Genomic DNA, 13649 nt, shown 5'->3' with positions numbered 1-13649 from the left:
ACCGGTTCGCGCTCGCCCCATTCCGGCAGTCAGGGCTTCCCGCAAGGACGACACGCCGACCGGAAGGAGCCCCAGCCGCTGGGCGGCTGGGGCTCCTGGCGGGACAGCTTCCGGTCGGGTGGGCCGGCTAGCGCTGCAGCGTCAGGACACCCGGCCGCCACGGCAGCTGGTCGTAGGGGCCGCCGGCGGTGGGGGACTTCCCCTGGTAGAGCAACTGCAGGTTGCAGGGATCGACGGTCATGGTCTGGTCCGGGTTGCTGCGGACCAGGTCACCGTGGCTGATGTCGTTGGTCCAGCCGGCGCCGCTGTTGGCCTTGCCCGCGAAGGGACTGCTTTCGCTGGTGGCCTGCGGGGTCCACGAACCGCTCAGGCTGCTCGCGGTGAACGAGCGGAAGTAGCGCCCGTTCGCGCCGATCGCCTCGACGATCATGAGGTACTGGTTCTGGCCCTGAACCTTGTAGACCTGGACCGCCTCGAACAGGTTGTTCGTCGAGTCGCTCATGACCGTGGTGTAGTTCGAGCCGAAGCTGCCCGGGAAGTTCCCGATCGGCATGCTCGCCCGGTAGATCTTGCCGTTGTCGCCGGCGAAGAACAGGTACATGTTCGAGCCGTCGGCGATCAGGGTCTGGTCGATCGGGCCGGTGCCGGAGCCGGAGATGCTGCCCGTGAACAGCGCCTGCGGCGAGGACCACCCGTTGGGGTTGGTGGGGTCGCTCGACGTGCGGTAGATGAAGGGCCAGGCGCCCCACTGGTACGCCAGCACCCAGATGTTCTTCGGCGCGAAGTAGAACAACGTCGGCGCCACGGCGGCCTGGCTCATCCCGGTCTGGCCGGCCGAGGCCATGTCGGACCAGTTCGTGAAGGGGCTGAAAGCCATCGAGCCGTACGACGATCCCGCAACGTTCGACGCGTAGACGAGGTGCTTGCCGTTGTAGACGACGTTGGTGAAGTCCTTGAGCGAGACCCATCCGTTCTTGGGCGTCGCCAGCACACCTGTCGACGACCAGCGGTACGTCGACGGAAGCGAGCAACTGCCGCTTCCCGTGGTCGTGGTGGTCGGTGGGGTGGTCGACAGGCCCGTCCACTTCTGGTTGCTGCCGCCGTTGCACGTCCAGATCTCCACCGCCGTGCCATTGGCCGTGCCGGCGCCGGTGACGTCCAGGCAGAGGCCGGACTGCACGCCGACCACCGTGCCGTCGGAGTTCACCCGCCACTGCTGGTTCGCTCCACCGTGACAGGTCCAGATCTGCACGCGGGTACCGGCGGTGGTCGCGCTGCCGGGGACGTCCAGGCACTTGCCGCCGTACACCGTCAGCAGGCCACCGGCCGTCGACGTCCACTGCTGGCCCGCACCGCCCGAGCAGTCGTAGATCTGCAGGGAGGTGCCGTCGGCCTGGCTGGCGTTCGGTACGTCCAGGCACCGGCCCGACCCGACACCGCGCAGTGCGCCGGTGACGTCGGCCTGCGCCGTGTTGGCTCCCAGCGTCACCCCCAGCGTGACCAGCGTCGTGGCGCCGAGTAAAGCGATCAGGGATCGACTCCCGCGGCTGATGACTCTTTTGTTCATGACAATCTTCTCCCGGCCGGCTTCAGGTCCACTTCCGCTTGCTCCTGCCGTTGCACGTTCAGCTCGGTGTTTCCGTGAGTGAGACGACTGTTATCGCTAACATGCGTCGCGCCAGCGTGAACTGCCGAGAGAAGAGTTGTCAATCCGTGCGCTCGCGCACCCGGCGACCGGGCGCCGGGCCGAGCGGCCCGGCCACCTCAAGACCAGATCCCTGGTACACAAAGGACTGCCGAGTTGTGAAAGTTACATGCCTTCGCGCCGCAAGACGGTGAGAAGCGCACTGCATATTGTATACGGGATGCGTCTGCTCTGCCTCGCCGACGACCTCCGGCCAATGTGAGCGCAACTGCAACAGACCCGCGTCGCAGCGGCATCTTGAGGGGCGTGCAGTTCGAAGAGTTCTCACGTGAGCAACTGCCCAGCCTGGTACGGTTCGCCGCCGTACTGACCGGTGACCGCGCGAACGGCGAGGTGATGATCAGCCCCGGGGCGTGTGGGCAAAATGTGGGCAGCCCCGGGGCTGAGTCGCGTCCGGAGCTACCTGGGGAATGAAAAAAGCCACGTCCACCTGTGTGAACGTGGCCTATCCGGTCGGGCTGACAGGATTTGAACCTGCGACCCCTTGCACTTACTCACTGGATCGAGGACGTGCGCGTCTGCTTGGCTATTGCCGTTGTGCAGGCATGTTCTGGGTCCTTGGTCGTGATCATCTATCGTCGCTCGCTGGTGCGGTGTGGGCAGAATGTGGGCTGTCAGTACTCGTCTGTGTGCAGGCACCCGGTAGCGCGGTCCGATCGGCCCACCCCTCCTGGTACTACTGAAAGTAGCGACAGTGCTACTCTTTGCAATGCAACGAGTCGTCACTACGCTCTGCATACTGACGTGAGAAGATGGCCGGGTGGTCAAGGGAAGCGTGGATGCGACGAGCTGGAAGCGGAAGCTGCTCGCCTTCGTTCTTGCTGCCGTGATTCTTGTCTGCGCCGTTCTCCTTGTGGTCGGCAATCTTGACAAGCCTTGGACTGTAGGGGCTCAGGTTCTTTCTGCTATTGCCGGTGCGGCTCTGGGGTCCATTCTCTCTGTCGACTCCTCTCGTCAGGCGGTGCGAAATCAAGCTCGGCCTGCGATACGTCGTAAGTTTGATCAGATTCTCCGGCTTCGAGTAATGGTTGTTCGGACGGAGGGTCAGGTTGACTCGATTCGGAATGCGGCGGTTCGGGGAGGAACGCACGACCCAAATAGAGTCGCAGATTGGCTTGAGAATATGGCGGATAACCTACGGTCAGAAATTCAGTCAACGGCGACCTCGATTGAAGACTGGGGCGACTTGGCTCAGGATGTTTACGATGATGAATTCCGTAGGTATGAGACCAGGGGATCGCGTATGCCGACGGCCTCCACTGGAAACGAGGTGGAAAAGTGACGAATGAGATCGTTGGTAAGGTTGCCCAGGTGACGAGCGATCGTGAACTGATCATCAATCGCGGGTCACTTCATGGGGTTGTAGAGGGCATGGTCTTCCGAGTTAAAGGAAGTCCCGTTGAGGTTCTTGATCCCGATACCAACGAAGTGATTGGCCAGATTGCAAAAGTTAAGGTGCTGATTCGCGCCGTCGAGGTTGCCGAAAGATTCTGCATCGCTCGAACCTTCCGTTCTCGCAAGGTGAATGTGGGGGGCAGGTTTGAAGGAGTTAGTCTCGCTAATGCGTTCCAGCCTCCTAAATGGGAAACTCGCTACGAGACGTTGAGGCGAGACCCGTCGGCAGGGGAATCAATTTCTCCGGATCAAAGTGTTGTTTCAATTGGCGATTCAGTCGAGCTTGCCCAAGAGGAAGATTTCGATGCGGAAGCCACTACGGTCTGGAAATAAATCGAGTGGGTGGCCTTTCGGCATCTCGTCGACCTGGCGCAGCCCGATCACGCTGTGTCAAGGGGGCACTTCCCGCTCGACCGTCGCCTACCTGCTCGGCTGCCCCCTTGACGCGGCGTGATAGCCCTCCGGGAGGTCGTCGAGATGCCGTTTGGCCGCACACGGACGCAACCGCCGCGCTCGACTCGGCCATCTCGGAGACCTGCCCGTCCGGCGAGGACATCCTTCTTCTTGAGCTGCGGCCCCCGGTGTAGCCGCCGGCCGGTCGCGTGGGTGCCGGAGGCGGGCCCCGCGCGTGCCGGCCGATAGCGGCGCGGCCCCGGAGGGGCCGCCTTGAACAAGAAAAGAAACTCTGAACACACCGGTTTTGTCGGACGTCGCGGCAGTCAGGACGATGGCGTGGACTGAGAGCGAATCTGGGTGATCCGGCCCTTGGTGATGCCCAGGGCGGCAGCAATCTCGGTATAGCTCATCCCGCCGTCGTCGTGGGCTTGCTCGATCGCCTCTTTGCGTAGGCGCGATAGCTCGGCCACGCGGCCCATGTAGGTCTCGATCAGCGCCGTTGACCGCTTTGCCCGCCGGATCGGGTCCGGATCGTGGTGAACGCGCTCGAACTCGTCCTCGTCCACGGTGATGGCTCCTCCGGGCTGGCTAGGCATGGGAACGCCCCGAGACTGCGAGTTTGGCCCTGCTCGGCAGTCTCGGGGCGTTCGTCCATCGAGGCTAGCAGTTCAGGAGTTCGGGCTTCTGGTTGAGGACCTGGGCGCGGGCGGAGGTGAACTCGTTGTACTCGGCCGTGGCGGTGGGGGCGAAGACTCCGACCTTGCAGCAGTTCTGGAAGGCCAGGCGCACGCCGAACTTCTTCTCGACGGCCGCTCGCATCGAGTCGCTAGCCATGAGGCGGAAGAGCTGACCCCACTCGGTGTCGTTCCGGGGAACGTCCTCGTTGATCTCGACTGCCGCGCCGTTGGCGTTGACCTTCTCGGCGGTACCCGCCACCACCGACCATGCGTACGGCAGCGACTCTTGGATGCACCGGAGGAAGTCATCCTCGCGGACGTCGCCCTCCTGGGCTTGCTTCAGCAGCTCGGCCGGAACGGTGAGAGACACCAGCACTCCTAGTAGTTGACGGTGATTGTCATCGTCAGTTGTGCCACACATCGAGTCGCTGCGGTAGGGAGACAACCCGACTAGCTGAGTCCGTCGGCCGGTTGGTCACTGCGTGCTACGAGTCGGCCGGGAGCGGTGCCACCTTGGTGGTGTACTCCAGCTTGTACTGGTTCGCAGCAAGGAGGATGTCGGCGGTCTCGACTGGCGTGTTGCCGCTGAATGACGTCCGGACGATGGCGACTACGGGTGTGCCGGGCCGGATCTGGAGCCGCTCAGCCTCCGAAGGACGCGGCATCCGAGAGTGCAAGCGTTCGCGGACTTCGGTGGGGCGGAGGCCGATGGAGGTGAAGCGGTCGACGATCCCCGCGCCCATCAGGGGTCCTTCCTCCGGCTTCTCGATGGGCGTGCCCCGGGTAATCGCGAGCGGTTCGTACGAGGTGGTCAGCATCCTGGGTTCGTCGTTCGCGTAGGACACGTAGTCCGTCCGCATGACCTCGTCGCCGACGCTGATCTTGAGTCGGTGGGCTGTCTCAAGTCCCGCCCGGTCCGGCTTGGTCTCGTAGCTGTACCTGGGCACGCGTTCGGTTGCGATCGCCTCGTCGGCGAACGGCGCACCCGGCTCCGACCTGTAGTGAAGATCGGCGCGACGGATGAGGGGGTCGTATAGCCGGACAGTCGCGCGGCCGCCCTGCTGCCGATCGATGAGCCCTTCAGCCTCCAGGAGATCGAGCGCCTGACGCACCACAATGCGCGATGCCCCGTACGTGTCGCTCAGCTCGCCCTGGGTGGGAAGTCGGCTGCCGGGTTCGAGCGTCCGAGCAAGGATCTGGTCACGGATGGCGGCCGCGATCCTCTCGTACATGTGGCCTGACGTGCTGTTTTCCATGATCATCAACTCTCTCGCAAGGTTATATACCAAGATGCTTGCGTCGCTGGTGGTCGTCGGTTAGAGTGGGTACATCAAGTTGCTTGGGATACAAACTCTACCAGCTCGACCTGGAGGTTAGGCATGCAGGACATCCCGTTCGTCAGCTCGGGTTACCGGTTCATGGTCACGGAGGCCCCGACGATGAAGATGCGCGAGGTCAAGGGAGAGCTTCAGCCCGCGATCGACCGCGAGGGCAACCAGGCGTTCGTGGTGATGCTGTTCGCGAAGCCGCGTCCGGTGGAGGGACGTCGGCCGGGCAAGGGTGAGGAGATCAAGGTGACGCTTGCGGCGGACCCGGGGGAGGGGTTCGACGAGGGGACCTACGTGGAGCTGATCGACCCGGTGTTGAACACGTGGCAGACGACGGGGGATGACGGCCGGATCACCGGATCGGGTCTGTGGTTCAAGGCGATGGGTCTCAAGCCTGCCGGGTCGGGTGCTGCGCAGCGCGCCGCCTGATGCCGGCCGAATGACCGGTGGGTGACCGGTTCGCGCGGCTACCTCCCCGGCCGTCGCGTCATCACCACCCTGGAGCCCTTCCCAAATAGGTTGGCTGCCCGTTTTCGAGTCGGGCAAGGGCACTTCGTGTTCTTTGACAAATACAGAGTGGGCCGATCCATGCCTAAATCCGCGCCATTTGTGGTGGCGCGCATTGATTCCCGGGGGTAGATGCCCGGGAGTCTTTGGGTTTTACCAGAATTCGGGACCTTGACACTTAAGTGTCAAAACGCGGAGAGGGGCTACGCGATGGTGGACACGACGGAATGCGTGACCGCGCGGCTGGTGTCGGCGTTCGACGCGACGTGGGCAGCCATCCGGGAACGACACCCGGACGTTCCGGCCGTCGTGATCACGATCGGGTCCGGCACCTTGGGTTCCCGACGTGGCGAGACCCGACTGGGGCACTTCGCGGCGGGCCGCTGGCAGGTCGGCGACACGGACCGGGTACCTGAGCTGTTCATGTCGGGCGAGGGCCTCCAGCGGACGCCTGAGGAGGTACTCGGAACGCTGCTGCACGAGGCGACCCACGGGATCGCGCACACGCGGGAGATCAAGGACGCCTCCCGGCAGGGCCGCTACCACAACAAGCGGTTCAAGGTCCTGGGCGAAGAGCTTGGGCTGATCCTGGAGGAGGACCCGAGCATCGGGTGGAGCGTCACCTGTGTGCCGACGAAGACGTCCAATGTGTACCGGCAGCAAGTGGAGCTGATCAAAGCCGCGTTGGTGGCCTACCGGCACGCGGAAGTGGTCGCCCCGGGCAAAGCACGCAGCAGCAATCTGACCGTCGCGACCTGCGATTGCGACCGGAAGATCCGCGTTGCGAAAAGCACGCTGTCCGAAGCGCCGATTCTCTGCGGCCGCTGCGGAGTCGAATTCACGGCAGAAGATGAAGACTGATCCGTTTCGAGTGGAAGGAGTGGGCGAATGGGTGTCGCAATGAACGCGGTCCGGGGTGGGTTGTCGTCGTATGACCCGCACGGCCCGAAGCGGGTTTCCTGAGACCAACCACGTCTGTTCGGCAAGTTTCTGGCTGTCACCGACACGGATTGCCACGTGCACCGTGTGCGGCCGCCAGTGGCAAATGTGAGGAGGAGTGCAGTGACGTACGTGTTTTGGGCGGTACTGGTGGGGCTGCTGATGTGGGCGGTCCCGGTGTTCGGGGTTATCGCGCTGGTCTCGGGGCTGGTGCTGGCGTGGCGGGCCGGCCGGTGAGCCGCCCGGTGAAGGTCGGTGTGGTGATCCGGATGCTCGCGGCCCGGCTGGAACGGGAACGGGCCGCCGCGATGACGGAACCGACCGACGACTTGGGCTGGCAGGCGGGATTTTGCGAGGGCCTGAAGCACGCGCAGCACGTGATCCGGAACGGAGACTGACATGTCGGAAATCCTGGCGATCATCACGGCGGCGAACGAGGCGTACCGCGCGTTCGTGGCCACCGGTCCGGATCGGGAGATCAAGGTCGCGGTCGGGAACGCGGTGCGCTTCCTGGCGGCGGACCTCACCTCGGCGGCCGAGCTGGTCGCCACGACACGCGAAGGGTAAAAGCAATGCAGGAGATTCAGGCGATTGTGGACGCGGCAACCGCTGCGTTCGAGAAGTTTCAGGCCACCGACGCCCCGGACGAGGCGAAGAGGCAGGCCGGCCGGTGGGTCGCGGGGATGGTGGGTGAGCTGTCCAACCTGGCGTGGCAGTTGGAGCACAACCCGGGACGGTGGAGCTGACATGCAGATCGCGGTACTCAACCGGCGGGCGCAGCAGCGCTACGCGACGTTCGTGTCCAACCTGGACATGGTCGCCGAAGTCCTCGGCGAGGTCGACAAGCTCATCGACCGCTACGACGAGGGCGCGATGGCCGACTCCTGGACCATCGCCACGAAGGACGAACTCAAGGCGCTGCGCACCAAGGCGTTCGACGAACTGGACCGGCTGCGCGTGCTGGGCAAGAAGCACGAGGCGGAGCTGGTCTCGCGGGACTGGAGGTTCTGATATGGCGCACCAGGTCGACCGGGTCGTCGACGACCTCGGTTCCACGCTCACCCAGCTCAAGGACTCGATGCGCGGGATGCCGCTGCACAAGAACGGGTTCAAGGCCGCGCACGACCGCATGGCCCGCGCGATGGGCACGCTCACCACCGAGCTGACCGACGCCCGCACGGCGATCAAACCCTGACCAACCGCACATGATCCGTTTCGCACGAGACCGGCCCCGCCACCTCCCACCACGGGACGCGGGGCCGGTCTTGTGCTGTTCGAGAGGACCACCAACCCATGAACACCCCCAAGTCGTCCCGCAAGACCGGGACCGAAGTCAAGGCGCTCAAGTGGCTGTTCCGCCACCCCGGCGCCACCGTCGCCCCGACCGCCGTCCTCGGGTCCGGGCTCGAGCTCGGCTGGACCGCCACCGGCGGCATCGCGGGCGGAACCGCCGGCACCCTGCTCTGCTGGTACCGGGCGCACCCGGACACCTTCGACCACTACGCCGCCCCGCGGCTTCGGGCCTGGCGCCGGCGCTGGTCGGCCTACTTCGGGCCGCGCTTCACCCGGGCCCTGCGGGCGTGCGACATGTACGTCATCGACCGCAAGACCGGCGAGGACCTGTTCCCCGGATCACCCGGGTGCGCTCCTACTCCCCGTCGGTGGACGTGGTCACGCTGGCGCTGGCGCGTGGGCAGGCTCGCCGGTCGATCGAGGAGAACCTCGAACGGCTCGCGGACACGCTGCGGGTGCAGCGGATCGCGTTCGAGCACCCGAAGCCCGGCTACGTCGCGCTGATCATCGAACGGTCGGAGCCGTTCACCGAGACCATCCCGGCCCCGGAGATGCCCGAACAGGCCGACGCGGTCGACATCGACGACATCTACGTCGGGGACACCGAGTACGGCACGGACTGGCGGCTGCGGCTGCGCTCGCACCTGTTCATCGCGGGCGCGACCGGGGCGGGCAAGAACTCGATCGTGCTCTCCGAGCTGCGCGGCCTGGCCCCGCTGATCCGCGATGGGCTGGTGCGGTTGTGGATCTGCGACCCGAAGCAACTGGAGTTCCGCAAGTTCGGCGACGCGCACGCGGCCTACCGCTACGCCGACAACGAAGAGACCTGCGCGGAGCTGGTCGACGAGTACATCGCGGACCTGCGCGCGGTGCAGCAGTCCTTCGCCGCCACCGGCCGCCGCAAGATCGAGGTCTCCCACGAGACCCCGCTCAATCTGCTGATCATCGACGAGATCGGGGCGCTGCTGGCCTACGGCGACGGAACCATCGCCCGCACCCTGCGCAAGCAGCTCGCCATCGTCGGCTCCCAGGGCCGCGCCACCGGTCACTTCATGACCGCGCTGGTGCAGGAACCGACCAAGGACACGGTCCCGGTCCGGGAGCTGTTCCCGACCCGGGTGTGCCTGCGGGTCACCGCCCAGTCGCACGTGGACATGGTCCTCGGGGACGGCGCCCGCCTGCGTGGGGCGTTGGCGGATGAGATCCCGAACGTGCCCGACACCGCCGGTATCGGCTACGTGATCCGGCAGCGCACCCGCGTCCCGCAGCGCGTCCGCGCCGCCTACGTCGACGACCGGGAGATCGACGAACTGATCGCGTTCATCCGCTCCGGCCGGCCGATGCCGGGGCTGTCGGTGGTGGCGTGATGGCCACGGTTACCTACCCGGCGCGGCTGCACCAGCGGCACTACCACGTCGTCGTGGGGTCCTACCCCCGTCCGCTCAGCGGCCGGATTCACCGCGACCGGTCCCGCGCGATGTGGGAGATGCAAGTCGCGGTGGAGCAGTTCGCGGAACGCGGGATCGAGCTGTACGAGGCTCACGTCGCCTCGCTGGACGAGGTGTTCCTCGCGCGCTGCGGGGTGTGTGCCGAGCTGCCCGGAGACAAGCCGGACCTCTTCGAGGACTGGGACGCGCTTCAAGAGGTGCTGCGCATCTGGTGCCCGACCTGGGTCACCGAATACCCGGACGTCTTCTGCCCGCGCCATCAACCGTCCGGAGCGGAACGGCCATGAGCCACCGGGAGAACTCGCATGCGCGCGTGGTGTCCCACCTGGGACGTGCGGTTTCGGAGGCGGCCGGCTGGTGCGACTGGGTCCGGGTGGACGTCGAACACCGCCTCGGTCACGTCGGCGACGTCGGACCGATCGACGACCCAGAGTACAGCGCCGCACTCGACGCCTTCGGACTGATCCAGGAAGCACTCGACAAGGTGCGCCGCGTAGGCGCGTGATCAAGGGAGAAACGCCATGTGGCGTATCGGTTTCTACGTATGGCGCGCCTGGATCTACGCCAAGTACGGCGTCCCGGCCGCGCTCGTGCTCTACCTGATCCACCACGTGCAGGGCTGGTCCGCGCTGTTCTGGATCGTGACTGCGGTGTTCGGCTGCGTCGGGCTCGGCCTGGTGCTCGGGGTCACCGAGTTCCGCAACCGCGAGTTCGGCGACATCGGACGGGAGCGCATCCGATGAGCCCCCGCCGCGACCCCGGACAACTCGGGCTGTTCGGCACCCCCGCCCCGGCCCCGGCACCGACCGCCGGCCGAGCCTGCCCTCCCGCCCGCGCACGTCGCAAGCCGCTCGGTACACCCGGTAATCCGCTGGTGGCCAAGGACGTGCTCGCCGACGTCCGAGACGGGAAATTCGGGCTGCTGGACGACACCGACCGCGTGATGGTCCTCGACGGCGACGGGCATTGCCGGGCGGCGCAGGAGGACGACGTCGTGATGCATCTGGTGTCCATCGGCTACGTCGAACGCAGTCCGGCCCGGGAGACGGTTTCGTGCCTGCACGGCGTGGTCCGCAAGCCCGTGTTGCCGCTTCGGCTGACCCGACGTGGGCGGGACATGCTCCAACGCTGGTCCAACCTCACGCCCCTGACCTGAAAGGCATTGCCGTGAGCGGAATCCACTACTTCGGACACATCGACCGGCTGCTCTACGAGTACTACACGGCGGAACTCGCCATCCCCACCAGCGACCAGGAGGACCCCGGCTACCGGAACCCGCAGTTGGCCGAGCTGGCCGACACCGTCGTCCGGCTGCTGGAGCAGGAAGCTGACCACTACCGAACCTACGCCGCACGGTGGCGCGGCGAACGCTGACCCGAAAGGAGACATCATGTCCACTGCGGACAGTACGAACCGGACTCGTCGGCTGGTGGACACCATCCGGGTCCTGGTCGCCGTGGTCCTCGGCACGATCGGCGCGGCGGCCGGGTTCACCCACACCCACGACTGGGCCGTGCACCACGGACAGCTCGGCTGGATCGCTTGGGCCGACGCGGTGGTGATCGAGGGCATCGTCATCGTCGCCGGGTTCGAGGTCCAGCGCGATCACCGCGCCGGAGGTTCCCGCAAGCTCACGTTCCCGCTGGGCGTGCTGGTGGCGGGGTTCGGGGTGCAGATGGCCGCTCAGGTCGCGCTCGCCGAACCGACCCCGGCCGGATGGCTGGTGGCCGCGATGCCGGCACTCGGGTTCCTCGTGGTCGTCAAGCTCCTCATGCGCCGCGCCCCGGCCCCCGAGACCCCAGAGACCCGGGAGCTCGTTGCGGATCCCGAGCCGGTCACCGCGACCGCCTCGCGGACCGACGTCGTGGCGCACCCGGTCCCAGCGCCGGCCGCTGCGGTCGCTCCGGCCCGGCCCCGGCTCAAGCTCCCCGCTGAGCTGACCAGCCGGATCAACACCGTTGCCGAAACCGCCCGCAGCGAAGGGCGCGAGCTGACCATCGAGGAGATCCGCCGCGTCGTGCGCGTCCCCGAACCGATGGCCGCGCAAATCCTGCGCGAACTCACCACCACCTGACCGCATCCGGAAGGAACACACATGCCGAGATCAACGTCCAACCTGGACAGGCTCGCTCGCCTGCAAGAGGAGTACGACACCGCGAACGCGTCGGTAATCAACGAGACCGGTGGTCGCAACCGCGAAGCCTTACTCCGCCTGTCCGAAGTGGCCGGCGAGATGGCCTGCATCCACGAAGACGAAGCAGCGGAAATGCGCCGGGCCGCCGGCGCCGCGTACGACCTCGCTATGACGAAGTAGACCGCTTCCCCGCGAACCCGCCACGGCGCGGGAGCCCGGCCACCAATCCCGGCCCGGGCTCCCGCGCCGTTTCTTATGCCCGCCAACCGAAAGGCTCCGACATGCTGACGTTGGAAGACCGCCTCGCCGCTCGCGTGAAGGCGCTGGACTACCAGGACTGGCGCAACAAGGTCCGCGCCGTTAACGGCTGCGCCCGCCCGATCCGGCTGTCGGGGGCGCACCAGCTTCAGGACGCGATCACTGGCCGTGTGCTGCACCACCACGGCGGGGACATCTTCGCCCCGTGTGGCAACCGCCGGTCCGGGGTCTGCCCGGCCTGCTCCGACCGCTACGCCGCCGACGCCTTCCACCTCATCCGCGCCGGACTCGTCGGCGGTCACAAGGGCATCCCGACCTCCGTGGGCGACCGGCCCCGCGCGTTCGTCACCCTCACCGCGCCGTCCTTCGGGCCCGTCCACACCGCCCACATCACCCGGAACGGGAAGCGTCGGCCGTGCGGCTGTGGGGAGTACCACCACGACGACGACACCCGCATCGGTGCCCCGCTCGATCCGGAGACCTACGACTACGTCGGGTCGGTGCTCTGGCAGGCCCACGCCGGGGTCCTCTGGCAGCGCTTCACGATGCGGCTGCGTCGGGAGCTGGCTCGCCGGGCTGGCCTCAAGGCCCGCGAGTTCGCCGAACAGGCGCGGCTCTCCTACGGGAAGGTCGCGGAATATCAGCGGCGCGGGCTGGTGCACTTCCATGCCGTGGTCCGCCTTGACGGCCCCGAGGGCGCGGTGTCTCCGGCTCCCCGGTGGGCACACCCGGACTTGCTCGAAGACGCCGTCTACGCCGCTGCTGGGGCCGTGCTCGTGCGGACCGCGTACCCGGATGGCACCGAACTGCGGCTTACCTGGGGAACGCAGGTCGACGTCCGCCGTATCGAACCTGCCGCGTCGGCTGAGCTGGAAGACGATGCCGGCCAGATCTCCGAGGCCCGGCTCGCCGCCTACATCGCGAAGTACGCCACCAAGGGCACTGGCAAGAGCGAAGCCGCCGACCGGCCGATCCGCTCCCAGCTCGACATCGACCACTTGACGGTAACTCCGCACCACCGCCGCATCATCCAAACCGCGTGGGACCTCGGGGAGCTGCCCGCGTACGAGGACCTGAAGCTCCGCCGGTGGGCGCACATGCTCGCCTTCCGGGGCCACTTCCTCACCAAGTCCCTCGCCTACTCCACGACGTTCAAGGCCATCCGAGGTGACCGCCGGGCCTTCCGGCTCGCCGAAACCCTCGAACGCCTGGGGCTCGACGACCGCGCCGACTCGATCGCCGTGGTCAACGACTGGGCCTTCGACGGCTCCGGCTACCGCGACGACGCCGAACGCGAACTTGCCGCCGGAATCGCCGAACGCATTCGAGACGACCGCAAACTCAAATACAGCAAGGAAAACCGCCATGAATGACTCGCTGCTCAGCATCGAAGACCTATCCGCCTATCTCAAGATCCCGGTCAACACGCTCTACCAGTGGCGCAAGACCGGCAAAGGTCCCGCCGGGTTCCGTGCCGGCAAATATGTCCGGTACCGGTCGTCCGATGTAGACGCCTGGATCACCGAACAGGCGGCCTGCTGATGGCTCGCGCGTGGGTGTACGACCGAC

General features: G+C 66.2%; 24 protein-coding genes. 20 read left to right on the top strand and 4 right to left on the bottom strand.

The window, feature by feature from the left end:
- Positions 1 to 127: 127 nt before the first annotated feature.
- Positions 128 to 1567 (bottom strand): non-reducing end alpha-L-arabinofuranosidase family hydrolase, encoded by a 1440-nt coding sequence (locus QRX60_RS39435; protein ID WP_285996551.1) that lies wholly within the window; start codon positions 1565 to 1567, stop codon positions 128 to 130.
- Positions 1568 to 2465: 898 nt separating this feature from the next.
- Here QRX60_RS39435 and QRX60_RS39430 point away from each other — a divergent pair.
- Together QRX60_RS39430 and QRX60_RS39425 are read left to right on the top strand one after the other, a co-directional pair.
- Positions 2466 to 2987 carry a hypothetical protein gene (locus QRX60_RS39430; RefSeq protein ID WP_285996550.1) on the top strand — a complete coding sequence of 174 codons (522 nt, stop codon included), beginning with the start codon at positions 2466 to 2468 and terminating at the stop codon, positions 2985 to 2987.
- Positions 2984 to 3433: a hypothetical protein gene (locus QRX60_RS39425; RefSeq protein WP_285996549.1), complete on the top strand. Its 450-nt coding sequence runs from the start codon at positions 2984 to 2986 to the stop codon at positions 3431 to 3433. Before QRX60_RS39430 ends, QRX60_RS39425 begins: the two co-directional genes overlap by 4 nt.
- Before the next feature lie 386 nt (positions 3434 to 3819).
- On the opposite strand, the gene QRX60_RS39420 is transcribed toward QRX60_RS39425, so the two are convergent.
- From QRX60_RS39420 to QRX60_RS39410, 3 genes are all read right to left on the bottom strand, one after another.
- The gene (locus QRX60_RS39420) at positions 3820 to 4062 is read right to left on the bottom strand and encodes a sigma-70 family RNA polymerase sigma factor (protein ID WP_285996548.1); all 243 of its coding nucleotides are present in this window, start codon (positions 4060 to 4062) and stop codon (positions 3820 to 3822) included.
- Positions 4063 to 4156: 94 nt separating this feature from the next.
- Positions 4157 to 4543, bottom strand: a complete 387-nt coding sequence (locus tag QRX60_RS39415; RefSeq protein WP_285996547.1) for an SCO5389 family protein — start codon at positions 4541 to 4543, stop codon at positions 4157 to 4159.
- 115 nt (positions 4544 to 4658) lie between these two features.
- The gene (locus QRX60_RS39410) at positions 4659 to 5429 is read right to left on the bottom strand and encodes a GntR family transcriptional regulator (protein WP_285996546.1); all 771 of its coding nucleotides are present in this window, start codon (positions 5427 to 5429) and stop codon (positions 4659 to 4661) included.
- 123 nt (positions 5430 to 5552) lie between these two features.
- On the opposite strand from QRX60_RS39410, the gene QRX60_RS39405 reads away from it, so the two are divergent.
- The 18 genes from QRX60_RS39405 (at position 5553) to QRX60_RS39325 (ending at position 13622) form a co-directional block, all read left to right on the top strand.
- Entirely contained in the window at positions 5553 to 5930 is a 378-nt protein-coding gene (locus QRX60_RS39405; RefSeq protein WP_285996545.1) for a hypothetical protein, read from the top strand.
- 288 nt (positions 5931 to 6218) lie between these two features.
- Positions 6219 to 6869 carry a hypothetical protein gene (locus QRX60_RS39400; RefSeq protein WP_285996544.1) on the top strand — a complete coding sequence of 217 codons (651 nt, stop codon included), beginning with the start codon at positions 6219 to 6221 and terminating at the stop codon, positions 6867 to 6869.
- 296 nt (positions 6870 to 7165) lie between these two features.
- Entirely contained in the window at positions 7166 to 7345 is a 180-nt protein-coding gene (locus QRX60_RS39395) for a hypothetical protein (RefSeq protein ID WP_285996543.1), read from the top strand.
- Between the two features lies 1 nt (position 7346).
- Positions 7347 to 7514 carry a hypothetical protein gene (locus tag QRX60_RS39390; RefSeq protein ID WP_285996542.1) on the top strand — a complete coding sequence of 56 codons (168 nt, stop codon included), beginning with the start codon at positions 7347 to 7349 and terminating at the stop codon, positions 7512 to 7514.
- Between the two features lie 5 nt (positions 7515 to 7519).
- Positions 7520 to 7693, top strand: coding sequence for a hypothetical protein (locus tag QRX60_RS39385; protein ID WP_285996541.1), 174 nt, complete (start codon positions 7520 to 7522; stop codon positions 7691 to 7693).
- A gap of 1 nt (position 7694) precedes the next feature.
- Positions 7695 to 7958: a hypothetical protein gene (locus QRX60_RS39380; RefSeq protein ID WP_285996540.1), complete on the top strand. Its 264-nt coding sequence runs from the start codon at positions 7695 to 7697 to the stop codon at positions 7956 to 7958.
- 1 nt (position 7959) lies between these two features.
- Positions 7960 to 8142: a hypothetical protein gene (locus tag QRX60_RS39375; protein WP_285996539.1), complete on the top strand. Its 183-nt coding sequence runs from the start codon at positions 7960 to 7962 to the stop codon at positions 8140 to 8142.
- 98 nt (positions 8143 to 8240) lie between these two features.
- Positions 8241 to 8744, top strand: a complete 504-nt coding sequence (locus QRX60_RS51520; protein ID WP_332845796.1) for a hypothetical protein — start codon at positions 8241 to 8243, stop codon at positions 8742 to 8744.
- 47 nt (positions 8745 to 8791) lie between these two features.
- A complete protein-coding gene (locus QRX60_RS51515; protein ID WP_332845876.1) occupies positions 8792 to 9607 on the top strand; it encodes an FtsK/SpoIIIE domain-containing protein in 816 nt (271 codons plus the stop codon).
- On the top strand, positions 9604 to 9975 hold the full coding sequence (locus QRX60_RS39365; protein WP_285996538.1) for a hypothetical protein: 372 nt from the start codon (positions 9604 to 9606) through the stop codon (positions 9973 to 9975). The genes QRX60_RS51515 and QRX60_RS39365 overlap by 4 nt, the downstream gene beginning before the upstream one ends.
- Positions 9972 to 10193: a hypothetical protein gene (locus QRX60_RS39360; protein ID WP_285996537.1), complete on the top strand. Its 222-nt coding sequence runs from the start codon at positions 9972 to 9974 to the stop codon at positions 10191 to 10193. Before QRX60_RS39365 ends, QRX60_RS39360 begins: the two co-directional genes overlap by 4 nt.
- A 16-nt stretch (positions 10194 to 10209) precedes the next feature.
- Positions 10210 to 10431 (top strand): hypothetical protein, encoded by a 222-nt coding sequence (locus QRX60_RS39355; RefSeq protein WP_285996536.1) that lies wholly within the window; start codon positions 10210 to 10212, stop codon positions 10429 to 10431.
- Between the two features lie 131 nt (positions 10432 to 10562).
- Positions 10563 to 10844: a hypothetical protein gene (locus tag QRX60_RS39350; protein WP_285996535.1), complete on the top strand. Its 282-nt coding sequence runs from the start codon at positions 10563 to 10565 to the stop codon at positions 10842 to 10844.
- Between the two features lie 11 nt (positions 10845 to 10855).
- Entirely contained in the window at positions 10856 to 11062 is a 207-nt protein-coding gene (locus tag QRX60_RS39345; protein WP_285996534.1) for a hypothetical protein, read from the top strand.
- 16 nt (positions 11063 to 11078) lie between these two features.
- Positions 11079 to 11762, top strand: a complete 684-nt coding sequence (locus tag QRX60_RS39340) for a DUF2637 domain-containing protein (RefSeq protein WP_285996533.1) — start codon at positions 11079 to 11081, stop codon at positions 11760 to 11762.
- Positions 11763 to 11783: 21 nt separating this feature from the next.
- Complete coding sequence (locus QRX60_RS39335) at positions 11784 to 12002, top strand: hypothetical protein (RefSeq protein WP_285996532.1); 219 nt, start codon at positions 11784 to 11786, stop codon at positions 12000 to 12002.
- A 101-nt stretch (positions 12003 to 12103) separates the two neighbouring features.
- The gene (locus tag QRX60_RS39330; RefSeq protein ID WP_285996531.1) at positions 12104 to 13453 is read left to right on the top strand and encodes a replication initiator; all 1350 of its coding nucleotides are present in this window, start codon (positions 12104 to 12106) and stop codon (positions 13451 to 13453) included.
- A complete protein-coding gene (locus tag QRX60_RS39325; RefSeq protein ID WP_285996530.1) occupies positions 13446 to 13622 on the top strand; it encodes a helix-turn-helix transcriptional regulator in 177 nt (58 codons plus the stop codon). Before QRX60_RS39330 ends, QRX60_RS39325 begins: the two co-directional genes overlap by 8 nt.
- Positions 13623 to 13649: the final 27 nt, after the last annotated feature.

Origin of the sequence: Amycolatopsis mongoliensis, from assembly GCF_030285665.1 — a bacterium.
In the GTDB taxonomy this organism is placed as follows: Bacteria; Actinomycetota; Actinomycetes; order Mycobacteriales; family Pseudonocardiaceae; genus Amycolatopsis; species Amycolatopsis mongoliensis.
Note: the sequence above shows the minus strand (reverse complement) of the source record. Positions and strands in the feature narration are given on the sequence as shown.

What these genes read in the sequence shown, in the direction of transcription:
- QRX60_RS39355 (WP_285996536.1), top strand. Translation starts at nt 10,210, where the DNA reads ATGTGGCGTATCGGTTTCTACGTATGGCGCGCCTGGATCTACGCCAAG.
- QRX60_RS39405 (WP_285996545.1), top strand. Translation starts at nt 5,553, where the DNA reads ATGCAGGACATCCCGTTCGTCAGCTCGGGTTACCGGTTCATGGTCACG.
- QRX60_RS39335 (WP_285996532.1), top strand. Translation starts at nt 11,784, where the DNA reads ATGCCGAGATCAACGTCCAACCTGGACAGGCTCGCTCGCCTGCAAGAG.
- QRX60_RS39390 (WP_285996542.1), top strand. Translation starts at nt 7,347, where the DNA reads ATGTCGGAAATCCTGGCGATCATCACGGCGGCGAACGAGGCGTACCGC.
- QRX60_RS39340 (WP_285996533.1), top strand. Translation starts at nt 11,079, where the DNA reads ATGTCCACTGCGGACAGTACGAACCGGACTCGTCGGCTGGTGGACACC.
- QRX60_RS39330 (WP_285996531.1), top strand. Translation starts at nt 12,104, where the DNA reads ATGCTGACGTTGGAAGACCGCCTCGCCGCTCGCGTGAAGGCGCTGGAC.
- QRX60_RS39325 (WP_285996530.1), top strand. Translation starts at nt 13,446, where the DNA reads ATGAATGACTCGCTGCTCAGCATCGAAGACCTATCCGCCTATCTCAAG.
- QRX60_RS39435 (WP_285996551.1), bottom strand. Translation starts at nt 1,567, where the DNA reads ATGAACAAAAGAGTCATCAGCCGCGGGAGTCGATCCCTGATCGCTTTA.
- QRX60_RS39385 (WP_285996541.1), top strand. Translation starts at nt 7,520, where the DNA reads ATGCAGGAGATTCAGGCGATTGTGGACGCGGCAACCGCTGCGTTCGAG.
- QRX60_RS51520 (WP_332845796.1), top strand. Translation starts at nt 8,241, where the DNA reads ATGAACACCCCCAAGTCGTCCCGCAAGACCGGGACCGAAGTCAAGGCG.
- QRX60_RS39375 (WP_285996539.1), top strand. Translation starts at nt 7,960, where the DNA reads ATGGCGCACCAGGTCGACCGGGTCGTCGACGACCTCGGTTCCACGCTC.
- QRX60_RS39380 (WP_285996540.1), top strand. Translation starts at nt 7,695, where the DNA reads ATGCAGATCGCGGTACTCAACCGGCGGGCGCAGCAGCGCTACGCGACG.
- QRX60_RS51515 (WP_332845876.1), top strand. Translation starts at nt 8,792, where the DNA reads ATGCCCGAACAGGCCGACGCGGTCGACATCGACGACATCTACGTCGGG.
- QRX60_RS39410 (WP_285996546.1), bottom strand. Translation starts at nt 5,429, where the DNA reads ATGGAAAACAGCACGTCAGGCCACATGTACGAGAGGATCGCGGCCGCC.
- QRX60_RS39360 (WP_285996537.1), top strand. Translation starts at nt 9,972, where the DNA reads ATGAGCCACCGGGAGAACTCGCATGCGCGCGTGGTGTCCCACCTGGGA.
- QRX60_RS39400 (WP_285996544.1), top strand. Translation starts at nt 6,219, where the DNA reads ATGGTGGACACGACGGAATGCGTGACCGCGCGGCTGGTGTCGGCGTTC.